Source organism: Sandaracinus amylolyticus, from assembly GCF_000737325.1.
In the GTDB taxonomy this organism is placed as follows: domain Bacteria; phylum Myxococcota_A; class Polyangia; order Polyangiales; family Sandaracinaceae; genus Sandaracinus; species Sandaracinus amylolyticus.
This window is the reverse complement of sequence record NZ_CP011125.1, coordinates 9138713-9153945: the sequence shown is the minus strand read 5'-3', so window position 1 is coordinate 9153945 and position 15233 is coordinate 9138713. Positions and strand designations below refer to the sequence as shown.

16 protein-coding genes are annotated in these 15233 nt (G+C 72.0%); 12 read left to right on the top strand and 4 right to left on the bottom strand.

What is annotated here, in order from left to right; translation table 11 throughout:
• Positions 1-50: 50 nt before the first annotated feature.
• Genes DB32_RS38635 through DB32_RS38625 form a run of 3 tightly spaced genes read left to right on the top strand, consistent with a single transcriptional unit; the run spans position 51 to position 1856 of the window.
• The gene (locus tag DB32_RS38635) at positions 51-812 is read left to right on the top strand and encodes a VOC family protein (protein ID WP_169791694.1); all 762 of its coding nucleotides are present in this window, start codon (positions 51-53) and stop codon (positions 810-812) included.
• Positions 778-1353 carry a hypothetical protein gene (locus tag DB32_RS38630; protein WP_169791271.1) on the top strand — a complete coding sequence of 192 codons (576 nt, stop codon included), beginning with the start codon at positions 778-780 and terminating at the stop codon, positions 1351-1353. The genes DB32_RS38635 and DB32_RS38630 overlap by 35 nt, the downstream gene beginning before the upstream one ends.
• Entirely contained in the window at positions 1350-1856 is a 507-nt protein-coding gene (locus DB32_RS38625) for a hypothetical protein (RefSeq protein WP_053237667.1), read from the top strand. The genes DB32_RS38630 and DB32_RS38625 overlap by 4 nt, the downstream gene beginning before the upstream one ends.
• Here DB32_RS38625 and DB32_RS38620 read toward each other — a convergent pair whose 3' ends face one another.
• Positions 1857-3608 carry an N-acyl-D-amino-acid deacylase family protein gene (locus tag DB32_RS38620; RefSeq protein WP_053237666.1) on the bottom strand — a complete coding sequence of 584 codons (1752 nt, stop codon included), beginning with the start codon at positions 3606-3608 and terminating at the stop codon, positions 1857-1859.
• Positions 3609-3675: 67 nt separating this feature from the next.
• On the opposite strand from DB32_RS38620, the gene DB32_RS38615 reads away from it, so the two are divergent.
• Both DB32_RS38615 and DB32_RS38610 read left to right on the top strand, forming a co-directional pair.
• Positions 3676-3897, top strand: a complete 222-nt coding sequence (locus DB32_RS38615; RefSeq protein ID WP_053237665.1) for a hypothetical protein — start codon at positions 3676-3678, stop codon at positions 3895-3897.
• Between the two features lie 12 nt (positions 3898-3909).
• On the top strand, positions 3910-4098 hold the full coding sequence (locus DB32_RS38610) for a hypothetical protein (RefSeq protein ID WP_053237664.1): 189 nt from the start codon (positions 3910-3912) through the stop codon (positions 4096-4098).
• Here the strand turns inward: DB32_RS38610 and DB32_RS38605 are convergent, their stop codons facing one another.
• On the bottom strand, positions 4099-4935 hold the full coding sequence (locus DB32_RS38605; protein ID WP_053237663.1) for an SDR family NAD(P)-dependent oxidoreductase: 837 nt from the start codon (positions 4933-4935) through the stop codon (positions 4099-4101).
• Between the two features lie 83 nt (positions 4936-5018).
• Here DB32_RS38605 and DB32_RS38600 point away from each other — a divergent pair, with 83 nt between their 5' ends.
• The gene (locus DB32_RS38600; protein ID WP_053237662.1) at positions 5019-5609 is read left to right on the top strand and encodes an HD domain-containing protein; all 591 of its coding nucleotides are present in this window, start codon (positions 5019-5021) and stop codon (positions 5607-5609) included.
• Positions 5610-5731: 122 nt separating this feature from the next.
• Positions 5732-8485 carry an alpha/beta hydrolase gene (locus DB32_RS38595; RefSeq protein ID WP_053237661.1) on the top strand — a complete coding sequence of 918 codons (2754 nt, stop codon included), beginning with the start codon at positions 5732-5734 and terminating at the stop codon, positions 8483-8485.
• A gap of 25 nt (positions 8486-8510) precedes the next feature.
• Here the strand turns inward: DB32_RS38595 and DB32_RS38590 are convergent, their stop codons facing one another.
• Positions 8511-8921: a VanZ family protein gene (locus tag DB32_RS38590; protein WP_053237660.1), complete on the bottom strand. Its 411-nt coding sequence runs from the start codon at positions 8919-8921 to the stop codon at positions 8511-8513.
• A gap of 161 nt (positions 8922-9082) precedes the next feature.
• Here DB32_RS38590 and DB32_RS38580 point away from each other — a divergent pair, with 161 nt between their 5' ends.
• The 5 genes from DB32_RS38580 to DB32_RS38560 all read left to right on the top strand — a co-directional run bounded on the left by DB32_RS38580 (position 9083) and on the right by DB32_RS38560 (position 13792).
• A complete protein-coding gene (locus DB32_RS38580; RefSeq protein ID WP_157070025.1) occupies positions 9083-9568 on the top strand; it encodes a hypothetical protein in 486 nt (161 codons plus the stop codon).
• Between the two features lie 81 nt (positions 9569-9649).
• Positions 9650-11524 (top strand): nidogen-like domain-containing protein, encoded by a 1875-nt coding sequence (locus DB32_RS38575; protein ID WP_157070022.1) that lies wholly within the window; start codon positions 9650-9652, stop codon positions 11522-11524.
• Positions 11521-12882 (top strand): glycoside hydrolase family 1 protein, encoded by a 1362-nt coding sequence (locus DB32_RS38570; protein WP_053237656.1) that lies wholly within the window; start codon positions 11521-11523, stop codon positions 12880-12882. The genes DB32_RS38575 and DB32_RS38570 overlap by 4 nt, the downstream gene beginning before the upstream one ends.
• Positions 12879-13454 (top strand): YdeI/OmpD-associated family protein, encoded by a 576-nt coding sequence (locus DB32_RS38565; protein WP_053237655.1) that lies wholly within the window; start codon positions 12879-12881, stop codon positions 13452-13454. Before DB32_RS38570 ends, DB32_RS38565 begins: the two co-directional genes overlap by 4 nt.
• Positions 13455-13474: 20 nt before the next feature.
• Positions 13475-13792 carry a hypothetical protein gene (locus tag DB32_RS38560; RefSeq protein WP_053237654.1) on the top strand — a complete coding sequence of 106 codons (318 nt, stop codon included), beginning with the start codon at positions 13475-13477 and terminating at the stop codon, positions 13790-13792.
• Positions 13793-13821: 29 nt separating this feature from the next.
• Here the strand turns inward: DB32_RS38560 and DB32_RS38555 are convergent, their stop codons facing one another.
• On the bottom strand, positions 13822-14820 hold the full coding sequence (locus DB32_RS38555; RefSeq protein WP_053237653.1) for a c-type cytochrome domain-containing protein: 999 nt from the start codon (positions 14818-14820) through the stop codon (positions 13822-13824).
• Between the last annotated feature and the right edge of the window lie 413 nt (positions 14821-15233).

Sequence of the window (15233 nt, the reverse complement as noted above, 5' to 3'; positions counted from 1 at the left end):
TGCTCGCGCGCCGCGCCCGCGGGGGGCGCCGGCACGACGAGGAGCATGTGATGAGCGTGAAGCGGACACCCGGTCGCGTGGTCTGGCGCGAGCTCACGACCGACGACGTCGAGAAGGCGAAGGCGTTCTATTCGGCGCTCTTCGGATGGCGCTTCGTCGACTTCCCGATGGGCGAAGGCGCGCCGCCGTACCCGATCGCGCACGTCGGCGAGAAGAGCATCGGCGGGATCATGAAGAAGCCCGAGGGCGCGCCGTTCCCGCCGTTCTGGCTGAGCTACGTATCGGTCGAGGACGTCGACGCGACCGTCGCGCGCATGAGCGAGCTCGGAGGGTCCACGATGATGCCGCCGACCGACGTGCCCGAGGTCGGTCGTCTCGCGATCGTCTCGGACTTCGCGGGCGCGACGATCGGTCTGCTGAAGTCGAACGGCGACGATCCCGCAGGGGGTCGCCCGCAGCCGGGCGAGTTCTGCTGGGAGACGATCACGAGCCCCGATCTCGCGCGCGCGAAGAAGGTCTACACGAGCGTGCTCGGCTGGATCGAGACGCAGATGCCGGGCGGCAGCAGCACCGTGTTCGCGACCGGCACGGGGATGGAGGACGGCGTCGCGGACCTCGGCAAGGCCGAGGGCTTCCCCCCGATGTGGGTGACCTACGTCGTGGTCGAGACGGTCGAGGCCGCGCGCGCGAAGGCGGAGACGCTCGGCGCGACGATCGTGGTGCCGCTCATCGAGGTGCCGAACGTCGGGCGCATCTCGTTCATCCAAGATCCGACGGGTGCGCACATCGGGCTCTTCCAGCCGCAATTCTGATCGCGGCGCGCACGGCCTGCGTACCCCGCGCATCGCATGCGACCGCACGCTCGCGGTACGCTCGATCGCGGGGGAAACGGTGGCCATCTACTACAACCTCGCAGCGTTCGTGGGCGCGCGCGACGAAGCGGAAGCGTTCGTCGCGCACTTCCACGGGCGAACGATCCCGATCGAGCACGGGGACCTCGTCCTCGACATCACGCTGCGCGAGACGCCGCAAGGCTGGCTCGTGGGGCTCTGGCCGGTGGGCATGAGCTACGGCACCTGCGACGACGCGCGCCTCGTCGCGCCCGAGGCGCGCGAAGCTGCGGCGCGATGGTTCGAGCGCGAGCTACGCGGCGCGCCGACGTTCCGCGCGGCGGCGTTCGGCGCGGAGATCTACGACACGTTCCTCGACACGACGCTCGCCGAGCTCGTCGACGGCGGCGGCATGCCGGGGCTCGTGCTCGACATCCGCACGCACGTGTCGTTGCGATCACCCGCGGGCACCAAGCCGTTCGGCCCCGGCCGTCGCTGGTGGCCGCGCACCAAGACGCCATGAAGAGGAGCACGTTCGCGCAGCGGCTCGCGGAGACGATCGCGTGGTGCGCGCCGCGCGCGGGCATCGGAGATCCGCGCCGCTCCCTGCGCGATCCACAGCTCCAGCCGCAACTCCTCGCGCGCGATCGTGCGCAGACGGTCGCGTGGCTGGTGTCGCGTCGTGACCGGCGCGTGCGCGGCGAGCCGATCCCGCCCAGCACGCGTCCCGCGAGCGGGCGCCTCCTCGTGTACTTCCCGGACGCGAACCTCTCCTGCGGCGCAGCGGAGCTCGAGACCGATGGCTTCTTCGACGCCGACAACGTGCCCCCGTGGGACACGTGGATCTCGGTCCACGACCGCGCTCACGGCTGCCCGTCGTACGGGTCGATGCTCGTGTGCTGGGTGCCGCCAGCGCTCGTCGAGCTCGTCGACCGCGGCATCGACGTGAACCCCGAGCAGTGCATCGTGTGGATCGACGCGCTCGAGCTCGACCTCGACGCGCTGTGGCGCGCCGAGGTCGATTGATCACGACGCGCGCACGATGCGGCCCGGGGTCGCGCCGGTGAGCGCGCCATCGATCGCGATCGGCTCGCCGCGCACGATCGTCGCGCGATAGCCGATCGCGTCCTGCAGGAAGCGCTTTCCGCCCGCGGGCAGATCGCGCACCAGGCGCGGCGCGCGCAGCGCCAGACGATCGAGCTCGATCACGTTCAGATCCGCGCGCCGACCGATCGCGATCTCCCCGCGATCGACGAGCCCCGCCCAGCGCGCGGGCTCGCTCGTCAGCTTGCGCACCGCGTCTTCGATCGAGAACCGACCGCGCTCGCGATCGCGCGCCCAGTGCACGAGGAAGTACGTGAACATGCTCGCGTCGCAGATCGTGCCGACGTGCGCGCCGCCGTCGCCGAGCGAGACCATCGCGCGCGGGTGGTGCAGCATCTCCGCGACGTCGTCGAGCGAGTAGCCGCCGTAATTGTAGAGCGGGAAGTAGAGCAGCGCGTTGCCGCTCTCCTCGAGCAGTGCGTCGTAGACCACCTCGAGCGCAGGCACCCCGCGGCGCATCGCCTCGGCGAAGAGCGCGTCCTGCCGCTGCGGCTCGTAGCTCGGCGTCGCGCCCATGCGGAAGAGACGCATCGCGACGAAGTCGATCGCGGCGAGCAGCTGATCGGCGAGGGGCGGGATCGGCGATCCATCCCCCGCGACCTTTTCTGAACGCTCGCTCAACAACTTCGCCTTCACGTCGGGGCGCGAGAGGATCGCGACGCGCTCCGCGAGCGGCAGGTGCGCGATCGCCTTGTACGAGGGGAACCCGATGAACGGATGGAACGTGGCGTCGAGCCCGAGGATCACGCCGATCGGCCGCGGCGCGACCAGCGCGTTCATCGTGACGCCGCGCGCGCTCGCGCGCTCGATGCGCGCGAGGATCTTGCGCCACTGATCGGTCGCCGAGTCGCGCTGCAGCGTCGAGATCGCGAGCGGACGGCCCGCTGCTTCGGCCATCGCCTCGAGCACGTCGAACTCGGGGTCGAAGCGCTCCGGCGAGACGTGCATGTCGAAGTCGCTCACCGCCTGGAGCACGCCGCGGCCGAGCCCCTCGAACGCGCGCGCGATGCCCGCGAGCTCGCGCGCCTCGGCGTCGGCGGCGGGCGTCTCGCTGCCGTCCTTGGCGCGATGGTTGTCGCTGCGCCCGGTCGAGAACCCGAGCGCCCCCTGCTCGAGCGCGGCGCGCAGCATCGCGCGCATCCCGGCCACGTCGTCGTCGGTGGCGCGTCCACCCGCGACCGCGCGCTCGCCCATCACGTACACGCGCAGCGCGTCGTGCGGCACCTGCGCCGCGACGTCGATCGTGCGCGGACGTCGATCGAGCGCGTCGAGGTACTCGCCGAACTGCTCCCACTCCCAGCGGATGCCCTCGGCGAGCGCGCTGCCCGGGATGTCCTCGACGCCTTCCATCAGCGCGATGAGCCGCTCGCGATCGCGCGGGCGCACCGGCGCGAATCCCACGCCGCAGTTGCCCATCACCGCGGTGGTCACGCCGTGCGCCGAGCTCGGCAGCATCGACGCGTCCCACGATGCCTGTCCGTCGTAGTGCGTGTGCAGATCGACGAACCCCGGCGTGACGAGCGCGCCCTCCGCGTCGATCGTGCGCGCCGCGCGCTCCTCGAGCGCGCCGATCGCCACGATGCGCCCGTCCTTCACGCCGACGTCGGCGCGCCGCGCGGGCGCGCCGGTTCCGTCGACCACCATCCCGTTCACGATCGCGAGGTCGTACGCCACGCGCGCAGTATCGCGGAACGATGCCTCGCGTGTCGACGCGCCTCGGCCGCGTTCACAGGCGCGATCGATGCACGCGTTCGCGCGCGAGGACGCGAAGATGGCCGAGGTCTACTCACGACACCCGCTCGAGCCCAACACCAAGAGCGACGCGCGCAAGCTCGTCGCGATCGTGCTGTTCGCGCTGCTCGTCCCGCCGCTGGTCGCGACGCTGATCCTGCTCATCGCGGAGGTCGGCGATCGCAATCGCATCGTGGTGCCGGACGACCGCGCGATCGAGAGCGCGAAGTGAGGAGCTGACGTCATGGCCGAGACCTTCGACCGCGGTCGCGAGCCCTTCGGCTCCGGGCTGAGCCCGCGCGCGCTGAAGGGCGCGCTGCTCGGGGCCCTGCTCCTCTTGATCGTGCCGACGCTGCTGGTGATCGCGATGATCGCGTGGAGCCACGCGACGACCCACGTCGAGCACCAGCCCTCGGTCGAGCCGGCGCGCTGATCAGTCCCGGCCCATCACCCGATCGAGCACGCCGCGCTTCGCGGCCGCGCCGATCGCGCCGAAGAATCCGCCGCCGAGCGCGCGCTTGAGGCGCCACATCGCCTTCGCGTCGGACTGCGGCATCACGTAGAGCTGGCCGCGCTCGAGGCCGCGCAGCGCGTGCTCCGCGATCTCCTCGGCGCTCCACTTCGACTGCGTGACGAGCTTCTCGGTGCGCCCGGTGAGCATCCCGGTCGCGCGCGATCCCTTGTGGATGTTGGTGCGGAAGAAGCTCGGGCACAGCGCGGTGACCTTGATGCCGCTCGTCGCGAGCTCGGTCGCGAGCGTCTCGCTCAGCGCGATCACGCCCGCCTTCGTCACGTTGTACGGGCCCATCATCGGCGCGGAGACGACGCCCGCGATCGACGCGACGTTGAGGATCCACCCCGACTTGTGCGCCTTCATCTTCGGCACGAAGTAGTGGCAGCCGTAGATGACGCCCCAGAGGTTGATGTCGACCTGCCACTTCCAGTCGTCGAGCGGGATCGATCCGACCTCGCCCGCGACCGCGACGCCCGCGTTGTTCACGAGCACGTCGACGCCGCCCCACATCTCTTCGGCGCGCTTCGCCATGCCCTCGATCTGCGCGGCGTCGCGCACGTCGACGATCATCGACTCGATCTGGGCGCCTTTGCCGCGCGCCATCGAGACGCTCTCGGCGAGGCCCTCCTTCGACACGTCGCTCAGCAGCAGCCGCGCGCCGCGCTCCGCGAGCGCGAGCGACACCGCTCGCCCGAAGCCGCTACCCGCGCCCGTGATGACCGAACGCGCACCGCTGGGGATCTTGCTCGTCGTCATTCGAAGTCTCCTGCCGCGTGCGCCTCCCACGAAGGTCGCGCGCGGGCTCGCGAGCCTATCACGCGCATGGCAGCATCCCAGTCATGGCGCACGCGTTCTACGGACCGCGCGTGGGAGAAGCGCTGCAGCTCGCCGCCGATGCGTTCGCGGCACGCGCGCGCAAGGGCAGCGGCGCGCCGTACCTGACGCACCTGCTCTCGGTCACGACGCTCGTGATGGAGCACGGCGGCGACGAAGATCAGATCTGCGCGGCCGCGCTCCACGACTACCTCGAGGACATCCCGGGCGCGCAAGCGTCGGAGCTCGAGGCGCGCTTCGGCGCGCGCGTGACGCGGCTGGTGCGCGCGCTCTCCGACGCGACCGACGCGCAGAACAAGGCGCCGTGGAAGCCGCGCAAGCTCGCGTACCTCGCGCACCTGCGCGACGAGCCCGCGGAGGTGAAGCTGATCAGCGCCGCGGACAAGCTGCACAACGCGCGCAGCATCGTCGACGACCACCAGCGCATGGGCGACGAGGTGTTCACGCGCTTCACGGCGTCGCGCGAAGAGACGCTCTGGTACTACCGCGAGGTGGTGCGCGCGCTCGCGCACGACTTCGATCATCCGCTGGTCGATCGACTGCGCGACGCGGTGCGCGACATCCATCGCGCGACGGGGCTCGACGCGGACGTCTGATCCGCGGCGAGGATGTCCCAAACGGCCAGCTCAACGTTCCGAGCGGCCAGCGTGAGCGCGCTCGCCCGAACTCATGTTCGTGCTTTCCAGCGCACGAGTCGGTCGCGTTATCCTCGCGCGCGATGTCCTGCCGTATCCGCGCGCTTCTCTTCACGTCCATCGTGCTCTCGCTGACCGGCTGCGGCGACGACGACGTCGCGCCGCCCGCGCCCGACGGCGGCACGCCGTGCGTGCTCCAGCCCGTCGCCTGGTCGCACGCCAGCGTCGGTGTGACCGTCGGCGCGACGCGCGACGTGACCATCGAGCTGACGCGCCCGTTCTCGTGCAACGACGTCTCGCTCTCGTTCGAGACGAGCGGCGCGGGATCGATCGAAGCGCTGCCCGGCGATCTCGTGATCGAGCCGCTCGGCACGTCGCGCCACGCGCTCGAGATCACCGGCGTGAGCGAGGGTGTGCTCACCGTGACCGCGACCGCGACGAGCGAGGACGGCCAGCGCGTCGAGGCCGAGCTCGAGGTCGCGATCACCGGCACGACGGTGCCGCAGTGCGAGGGCGAGGCGAGCGGGAACGTCGCGCCGGGCGGGGCGATCGAGGCGACCAGCGGATCGCTGCGCGGCGCGCGCATCGCGCTCGCCGAGGGCGCGTCGCGCGAGGACGAGTTCCAGGTCGACGCGTTCGACGCGCAGATCGCGTGCGCGAGCGACGCGATCGTGCCCGAGGGCTACCGCGCGCTCGGTCCTGCGGTGTCGCTCGCGAGCAGCGCGGGTCGCACGCGCTTCCCGCGCGAGCTCGATCTCGCGGTGCCGATCCGCCTCGCGCTGCTCCCCTCGCACGCGCATCGCGGCCACGTCGAGGTCGCGTACGTCGGCCCGGGCGTGACCGAGCCGCGCATCGTGCCGATCGCCGATCCGGTGTTCGAAGGCAGCGCGGGCGACGGCGTCTTCCACTTCCGCGCGCCGCGCCTCGGCACGTACCAGGTCGTGACGCGTGACGAGGGACCGCAGCGCCGCGATCGCCGCTTCGTCTATCGCGGCATCACCGGCGTCTCGATGGGTGGCAGCGGGAGCGGTCGAGTCGGGCTCGGCAATCCGGATCGCTTCGACTTCGTCGCTCCGCTCGGTGGCCCGACCGATTGGCAATACATGCTCGAGTACATCCGCCGCTATCACCTCGGCGGGTTCTGCACCGAGGAAGAGCGCCAGTCGGGCACCGTGGACTGCAGCGCTGCGTCGCAGGATCGCGCGCCCGCGCGCGGCCAGTTCATGGAGCACGTGCAGCACTTCGAGAACTGGTGGTACGAGGACGCGTACGACGGGCAGGGCGGGCGCTTCGATCGCCGCGAGTACCTCGAGATCTTCCGTGATCTCTCGGCGATGTTCGGCAACGCGAACACCGACGCCGGGCTCGACGCCGACGATCCGAACGTCGCGCCCCCGGGCACGCCCGACTCCGAGCGTTATCGACTTCCGGCCGAGCGCTGCGCGCTCGAGAACGTGATCCGCATCGCGCCCGAGCCCGAGGGCGGCGACGAGCTCGCGGCGACCGGATGGTTCGACGACGAGTACAACCCCGAGGGTCGATATCCGGTCATCAGCTTCTGCGACGGAGCCGAGGTGCCGGGCGACACCGGACGATGGGCGCCCGAGGGCGACAACAGCGCTCCGGCGGAGGTCGCTTATGCGGTCGACGTGAACGGCAATGGCCGCCGCGATCCCGGCGAGCCGGTGATCCGCAACGGCCGCGAGCCCTATCGCGACGTCGGGAGCGACGGGCTCCCGAGCGAGATGGAAGAGGGCTACGACGCGATCACGAACCCCGATCCCGCGGGGGACGACTACGACTTCCAGTACAACCCGCTCGGCACCGAGGGCGACTGGGATCGCCAGGACGGCGAGCCGTTCGACGACTTCGGCATCGACGGAGTCGACGGCACCGCGCAGCTCGCCGACGGCGGGTACGACTCGGGCGAGGGCGACGGCGTCTTCACGCGCACCCAGGGCGCGCAGCGCATGATCGACGCCTCGCCGCGCGGGATGCTGCGCGAGATGGACGACGCGACGGCGCGCGCGCAGGACGTGTTCGCCGACGGCGGCGTGCGCGACCTCTTCAACTGGGTCGTGATGGGGCACCACTCGATGGGCGCGTTCGCGTCGCGCGGCATCCCGGTGCGCTTCTACAACGGGCACAGCGCGCTCTATCTCGACGGCCGCGACCAGGACTTCGTGTTCTCGGCCGTGCCGTGGAACGAGATCGGACGGCACGCGATGGTCCGCTACGGATCGATCGACGCGACCGAGCAGGAGAAGATCAACGGCGACGGCGGTCACGTCGGCACCGTGGTGCAGATCCAGCACCGGCTGTTCTCGTCGCTCGCGGCGATGGATCGCCGCTGGCCCGGCGGTGATCGCGAGGTCGTGCGCGACTCGTTGTGCTCGGAGATCGGATCGGGCTGCGATCACGTGAACTCGATCGAGCTCGACTTCGACGCGCCGACCGCGCAGCGGAGCGGTCCGGTGACGATCATCCTGCCGCCCGGCTATTTCCATCCGCAGTACGCGGAGTATCGCTATCCGGTCGTCTACTTCCTCCACGGCTACGGCATGGAGCCGAGCGATCTGCTCGCGACCGGGCTCCTGCTCTGGAACTTCATGAGCGACGCGCGCCTGCCCCAGGCGCAGCGGTTCCAGAAGGCGATCTTCGTGTTCCCCGACGGCCGCTGTCGCGGCGCGGAGTGCGTGAACGGGACGTTCTACACCGACGCGCCCGAGAGCACGCCGAACGGGCCCGCGATGGAGACCTTCCTGCTCGACGTGGTCGACTACGTCGACGCGACGTACCGCACGCGCGCGCCCGAGACGATCCAGGTCTGGGAGTGACGCACGCGATCGGACGCGGCGACGATCACGTCGCCGCACCGGTCGTGCGCGCGCGCTGCCGCGCGAGGCGCGCGCCGAGCGTGCCGAGCACCGCGATGCCGATCACGTCCGCCGCGAGATCGCCGTAGTCGAAGCTGCGCGCCGGCACCCAGCGCTGCGAGATCTCCTCGAGCACGACGAGCGCGAGCACGACCGCGCTGCCGATGCGGATCGGCGCGCGCGCGATCGACACGACGCGCCCGGCGGTCGCGAGCTCGACGACGAGCGCGAGCAGCCCGATCAGCACGAGGTGCCCGAGCTTGTCCCCGAGCGGCACCGCGTGGACGAAGACGAGCAGCGGCGTGATGCGATCGGTGTCCGCGAGGACGACCAGCGTCGCGAGCGCGACCGCGACCATCGTGGCGAGCGCGACCGCGCCGCGTCGTTCGGTGCCCATCGTGGATCCTACGTCGCGCGGGCGTCGGTCTCTTCCCGTCGGGCGCGATCCGCCCCAGAGGGAATCACGACACCGCGCGCTCGGTTGCAACGCGCACGAACCGAACGCCGCGCTCGCGCGTCTCACGTCGTCGTCGCATCGACGCGCCCCCGGAGGTTTCGATGTCCGCGCTCCTCGCCTTCGACGCCACGCTGCAGCGTGCTCTCCTCGATCTCGTCGTCGCCACGCTGTGGGCCGACGGGGACGTGGCCGATCGCGAGATCGCAGCAGCGCGCGGCGCGCAGATCGCGCTCGGTCTCGTGCACCCGAGCGACGACGCGGCGAGCGCGATCGGGCACGGGCCGAGCGACGCGTGGCGCACGCTCGCGGGCGCATCGGATCGCGAGCGCCTGCTCGCGTACGCGGCCGCGGTGTGGACCGCGCTGGCCGACCGCGTGATCGATCCCGGCGAAGCGCGCTTCCTTCGCGAGGTGCGCCACGCGCTCGCGCTCGACGACGGCGCGGTCCGCTTCGCGGACACGCTCGCGCGCTGGATCGACGCCGACGCGCGTGATGCGTCGCTGCCTGCGCATCGCTCGTTCGCCCAGCTGCTCGTGCAGGGCGCGCGCCGCGTCGCGCAGGTGGAAGCGCGTCGCGCCGCCGCGTGAGCCGGCGCGGGGTCTCCTGGCCCCCTTCGCCCGGCTCCGCTTGACCGCGCTCCTAGAATCGGCGCCCGAGGGGTGCAGCCGATGCTTCGACTTCGTGACTTCGCTTGTCTCGCCGTGCTGATCGCGGCGCTCGTTCCATGCGCGTCTGCGTCCGCGCAGCGCTGCCTTCCCGGCGACACCACCGACGACGTCGCAGGGAACCGCTTCTGCGGCACCGATCTCCGCACGGGCTTCGGCGGCGCCGCGGGGTTCGGCACGAACGCGAGCTGTCTGTCGCAGAACGACGACGGCAGCTCGCCGCCGATCGACATCCGGCCCTACTTCCCGATGGGCCTGCGGTTCTTCGACCGCACGCACAACCAGATCTTCGTCAACACGAACGGCAACATCACGTTCAGCGGCCGCGTCCGCACGTTCACGCCCGATCCGTTCCCGGTCGCGAACCAGCCGATGATCGCGCCCTTCTGGGCGGACGTGGACATCCGCACCGCCGACGACATGTGCCAGGAGTCGTTCGGTCAGACCTGCACCGAGTGCGGCCCCTGCCAGCCCTTCGCCGACAACCAGGTGTGGTGGCACTTCGAGGAGGGCCTCGCGGTCTTCACCTGGGACGAGGTCGGCTACTTCGACTGCCACGACGATCGCCGCAACAGCTTCCAGCTCATCCTCGAGGCCGCCGAGGTGTGCGGCGAGAGCGCGGGCGACTTCAACGTCGAGTTCCGGTTCAACCGCTGCGAGTGGGACGTCGGTGACGCGAGCGGCGGCTCCGGTGGCTTCGCGCAGGAGGCCACCTGCTTGTTCGGCGTCTGCCCGATCGATCCCACCGCACCGTGCACCGGCGGGCGCTGCCGCGCCGGCGTCGCCGTGCAGTCGGGCTTCGACGCCGGGAACATGACGAACTTCTACGAGATCCCGGGGTCGCGCGAGAGCCGCACGATCAACCGCCGGCTCTGCGAGGAGTCGAACGTCGGCATGCCCGGTGTGTGGCGGTTCCAGCTGCGCGGCGGCGCGGTGCAGTGCCCGACGGCCGGCCAGGAGTGCGACACCGAGATGGAGGGCGCGTGCGCGGCGGGCCGCATCTCGTGCGCGTGCAGCGGCGCGTCGTGCACGACCTCGTGCGTGCCCCAGGTGACGCCGCGCGCCGAGCGCTGCAACCAGCTCGACGACGACTGCGACGGCATGGTCGACGACGAGGGCGAGGGCGCGCTCTGCGCATCGGGCCAGCGCTGCATCGACGGCGCGTGCGTGGGCACGTGCTTCGAGGGTGGGTGCCCCACCGGCTTGACCTGCACCGACACCGGCTGCGTCGAGAGCGCGTGCGTCGGCGTGACGTGCCCGCCCGGCGAGCGCTGCCGCGGCGGCGCCTGCGTCGATGCGTGCGGCGGCGTGACGTGCCCCGCGCCGACCATCTGCATCGGCGGCGCGTGCGTCGATCCCTGCGCCTCCGTGATGTGCGACGAGTGCACCGCCTGCGACGACGGATCGTGCGCGCCGCGCTGTGATCTCGGCGGCTCGTGCGGCGCGGGCGAGGAGTGCCAGGCGAGCACCGGGCGCTGCGTGCCCAGCGGGTGCGCGACGGTGTCGTGCAGCCCCGGCATGATCTGTCGCGCCGGCGCGTGCGTCGACGCGTGCGTGGGCGCGACGTGCCCCGAGGGCGAGATCTGCCGCGCGGGCGCGTGCGTCGCGATGCCGCCCGAGGTCGACGCGGGCACGCCGCGTCCCGACGGCGGCGTGAGCGGCGTGGACTCGGGGATGCCGCCGGTCAACATGCTCGACGCCGGCATGAGCGAGCCCGACGCGGGCCGTCGTCGTCGTCCGCCGGGCACCGGCGACGGGTGCTGCACGGTCGCCGCCGGCGCGGAGCGCGGGCGTCAGGACGGAGCGCTCGTCTTCGGGATCGTGATCGGGCTCGCCGCGATCACGCGCCTGCGTCGCCGTCGTACGATGCGCGGGTGAGCCGACCGACGATCGAGCGAGAGGACGCGTCGCGCGCGCAGCGCGGCGCGTCCGCGATCACGTTCCCACCGCGCTTCCTGTGGGGCACCGCGACCTCGTCGCATCAGGTCGAGGGCGCGCAGACCCAGAGCGACTGGGCCGCGTGGGAAGCGCGGACCGGGCGCATCCACGGCGGCGATCGCGCCGGGCGCGCGTGCGAGTGGTGGGCCGGGCGCGCGGAGGAGGACTTCGCGCGGGCGCGCACGATGGGCCACTCCGCGATCCGTCTCTCGCTCGAGTGGAGCCGGCTCGAGCCGCGGCCCGGGGTGTTCGACGAGGGCGCGTTCGATCGCTACGCGCGCCTGCTCGAGAAGGCGCGCGAGCTCGGGCTCACCACGATGGTCGGCCTCAACCACTTCACGCTGCCGTACTGGCTCGCGGTGCGCGGGAGCTGGCTCGCGGAGGACGCGCCCGATCGCTTCGCGCGCTACGCCGATCGCTGCGCGCGCCGGCTCGGTGATCTCGTCCCGCTGTGGACCACGCTGAACGAGCCCTCGGTGCTCGCGCTGATGGGCTACGTCGGCACCGCGTGGCCGCCCGGGCGCGGCAACCCCGCGCTCGGCATGAAGGCGCTGCGCGCGCAGCTCGTCGCCCACGGCGCCGCGTTCCACGCGGTGCACGACGCGCGCCCCGACGCGCAGGTCGGGCTCGTGATCAACATGCCCGCGCTCGATCCGTTCGACCCCTCGAGCGTGCGCGATCGCGCGGTCGCGGCGGCGCAGGACTGGGCGTTCAACGGCGTCGTGCTCGACGCGCTCGCCCACGCACGCTTCCGGTTCCCGCTCGCGCTCCGCGAAGAGCGCGCGCCGATCCTGCGCGTCTCGGGCGGCCCCGCGCTCGACTTCGTCGGGCTCAACTACTACGGGCGCTACCGCGTGCGCTTCGACGCGCGCCATCCGGGCGAGCTCTTCGGTCGCCGCGACGCGCGCGACACCGTGCACACCGACTCGAACGACTGGGGCGAGATCCACCCCGAGGGCCTCACGCGCCAGCTGCTGCGCCTCTCGCGCACGTTCCCGCGGCTGCCGCTCTACGTGACCGAGAACGGCATGTTCGATCCCACCGACACGCGCCGCCCGAGCTACCTCGTCTCGCACGTGCGCGCGGTGCACGACGCGATCGCGCAGGGCGCCGACGTGCGCGGCTACTTCGTGTGGTCGCTGCTCGACAACTTCGAGTGGGCCGAGGGATGGTCCACCCCGTTCGGCCTGCTCGCGCTCGATCGCGCGACCCAGGCGCGCACCGCGCGCCGCAGCGCCGACGTGTACTCGGCGATCTGCCGCGCCAACGGCGTGAGCGACGCGATGGAGGTGCGATGACGACCGACGAGACGCGCACGTTCGCGTCGCCCGATGCGTGGCGCGAGTGGCTCGAGGCGAACCACACGAGCTCGCGCGGCCTGTGGCTCCGGCTCGCGAAGAAGGGGACGGGCACGCCCTCGGTCACGTACCCCGAGGCGCTCGACGTCGCGCTCTGCTTCGGGTGGATCGACGGCCAGAAGAAGGGCGACGGCGCGGAGTGGTGGCTCCAGCGCTTCACCCCGCGCGGCGCGCGCAGCATCTGGTCGAAGATCAACCGCGCGAAGGCCGAGGCGCTGATCGCGAGCGGCGCGATGCGCGAGGCCGGGCTGCGCGAGGTCGAGCGCGCGAAGGCCGACGGCCGCTGGGACGCGGCATACGACTCGCCGAGCAACGCGAAGGTGCCCGAGGATCTCGAGGCCGCGCTCGCGAAGAGCGCGGAGGCGCGCGCGTCGTTCGCGACGCTCGACGCGACGAACCGCTACGCGATCCTCCATCGCCTCCAGACCGCGAAGAAGCCCGAGACGCGGGCGCGGCGCATCGAGCAGTTCGTCGCGATGCTCGAGCGGGGCGAGAAGATCCACGAGCGATGAGGCCGTGACATCCTGAGCCCATGCGTCTGAACGTCAGCTTTCCGCCGCCCGGGTTCTTCCTGAACGATCCGCGCCTCGTGGTGACGCTCGGCGATCGGATGCTCTACGACGGGAGCTTCCGCGACGGCTTCTCGGTGAGCGTCGAGATCGAGCCGGGCGAGCACGTGCTCGAGACCGCGATCCACCTCGCGGGCACGATCGCGCGCAAGCAGCGCTTCGAGCTGAAGCTCGATCCCGCGTCGGGCTTCCGCCAGGTCGCGATCGTCGACGCGAAGCTCACGTACAGCCGGCTGAGCGGCAACTTCGACAAGCGCGTGTCGCTCTCGACGCGCGGTTGATCGTTCGGGAACGGGACGCGGTCGGGGAGCTAGTCCCGCCCGTCGCACTCGCGGGCGCGCAGGTTCGTGTCGCGGTTGCCCGCGGCGTCGACCGCGCGCACCACGACGTCGACGCGCTCGCCCGGTCCGATCGCGAGCACGTGCGACGTCGCGCCGGGCGCGGTGACCGCGACGGGGCGCGAGAGGTCGGGGACCGTGTCGCGCGGCCCGGCGAACACCTCGTAGACGATCGCCTCCGACGGCGTCACGTCGTCGACCGCCGGGCGCCACGACACCACGCACTGCGCCGGCGAGGGTGACTCGGCGTCGCGCGCGCCCTCGAACGCCGGCGCGGTGACGTCGCGCTCGGGCGGCGGGGGCTCGCACCCGCAGTCGATCACGCACGACCCGCACGACTCGGTCACGCCGCACACTCCGTCGCCGCACTCGTCGCACGCGCCGCGCGGAGGGCCCACCGGCGCGCCGCAGGTCGTGGGGTCGAAGCGCGACTCCGCGCCTTCGTCGAGCCACTGGCAGATGCGCGCGATCTCCGCGTCCGAGAGCGGCGCGCCCCCGAGCGGCATGCGATCGCCGGTGAACGGGTCGGGCCCGAGCTTCTTCCAGAGCAAGCTGTCGCGGCAGCTGCACGGCGTGATCACCGGGCCCGAGGCGCTGCCCGCGAGCAAGCCGAGCAGGGTGTCGAGGCGCAGGCCGGCCGCGGGATCGGTCCCGCCGTGGCAGCCGACGCAGCGCGCGTCGAAGATCGGCTGGACATCCTCGCCGTAGTCGACGTTGGGCGCGAGCCCGCTCTCGCACGCGTCGGTGCACGCGCCGCAGTCCGCGGGGCACGACGCGCAGTCCTCGCCGGCTGCGCACACCGCGTCGCCGCACGCGCCGGGCCGCGGTGTCCCGCCGTCGCCGGCGGGGGCGGGACAGTCCTGTCCGGGGCAGTCGCGCGGGGGTGGCTCGAACCCCACGCGCTCGAGCGAGCACGCGAGGCTCGACGTCGCGCCGAGCGAGACCAGGAGCACGCAGATCCGGTGATGCATGAGGCGAGATCCGCAGCTCGCCCAGCACGGATCAGTCCACCGCGGGGGACGCGAATTCGCTAGCGATTTCCAGCGCTCAGAGCCGCGCGCGCGGTGCTCCCGGAGCGCCCGGCGCTCCGCGCGCAGGTGGGGTCGATCGACGCCGTCGGCGCCGGCGAGCGCCCAGCCGCGTTCCGGCCGGTCTCGACGAGGCTGGGCGCGCGCGAGATGGCGATCGGACACGCCAGAACGCGACTTTGCACATCGCGGAGCGCGCTCCCGGCGCGTGGGATCGCGATCTTGCGCGCGCGAGATCGCGCTCGGTCTCGTCGGTGCGACACCTGGCGCGCGCGTGAGACCGATCGTGCCCGTCGGATCGCGACTGGGCGCGCGCAAGGCGTCACCACGACGCGTCGGACCGCCGCTGGGCGCGC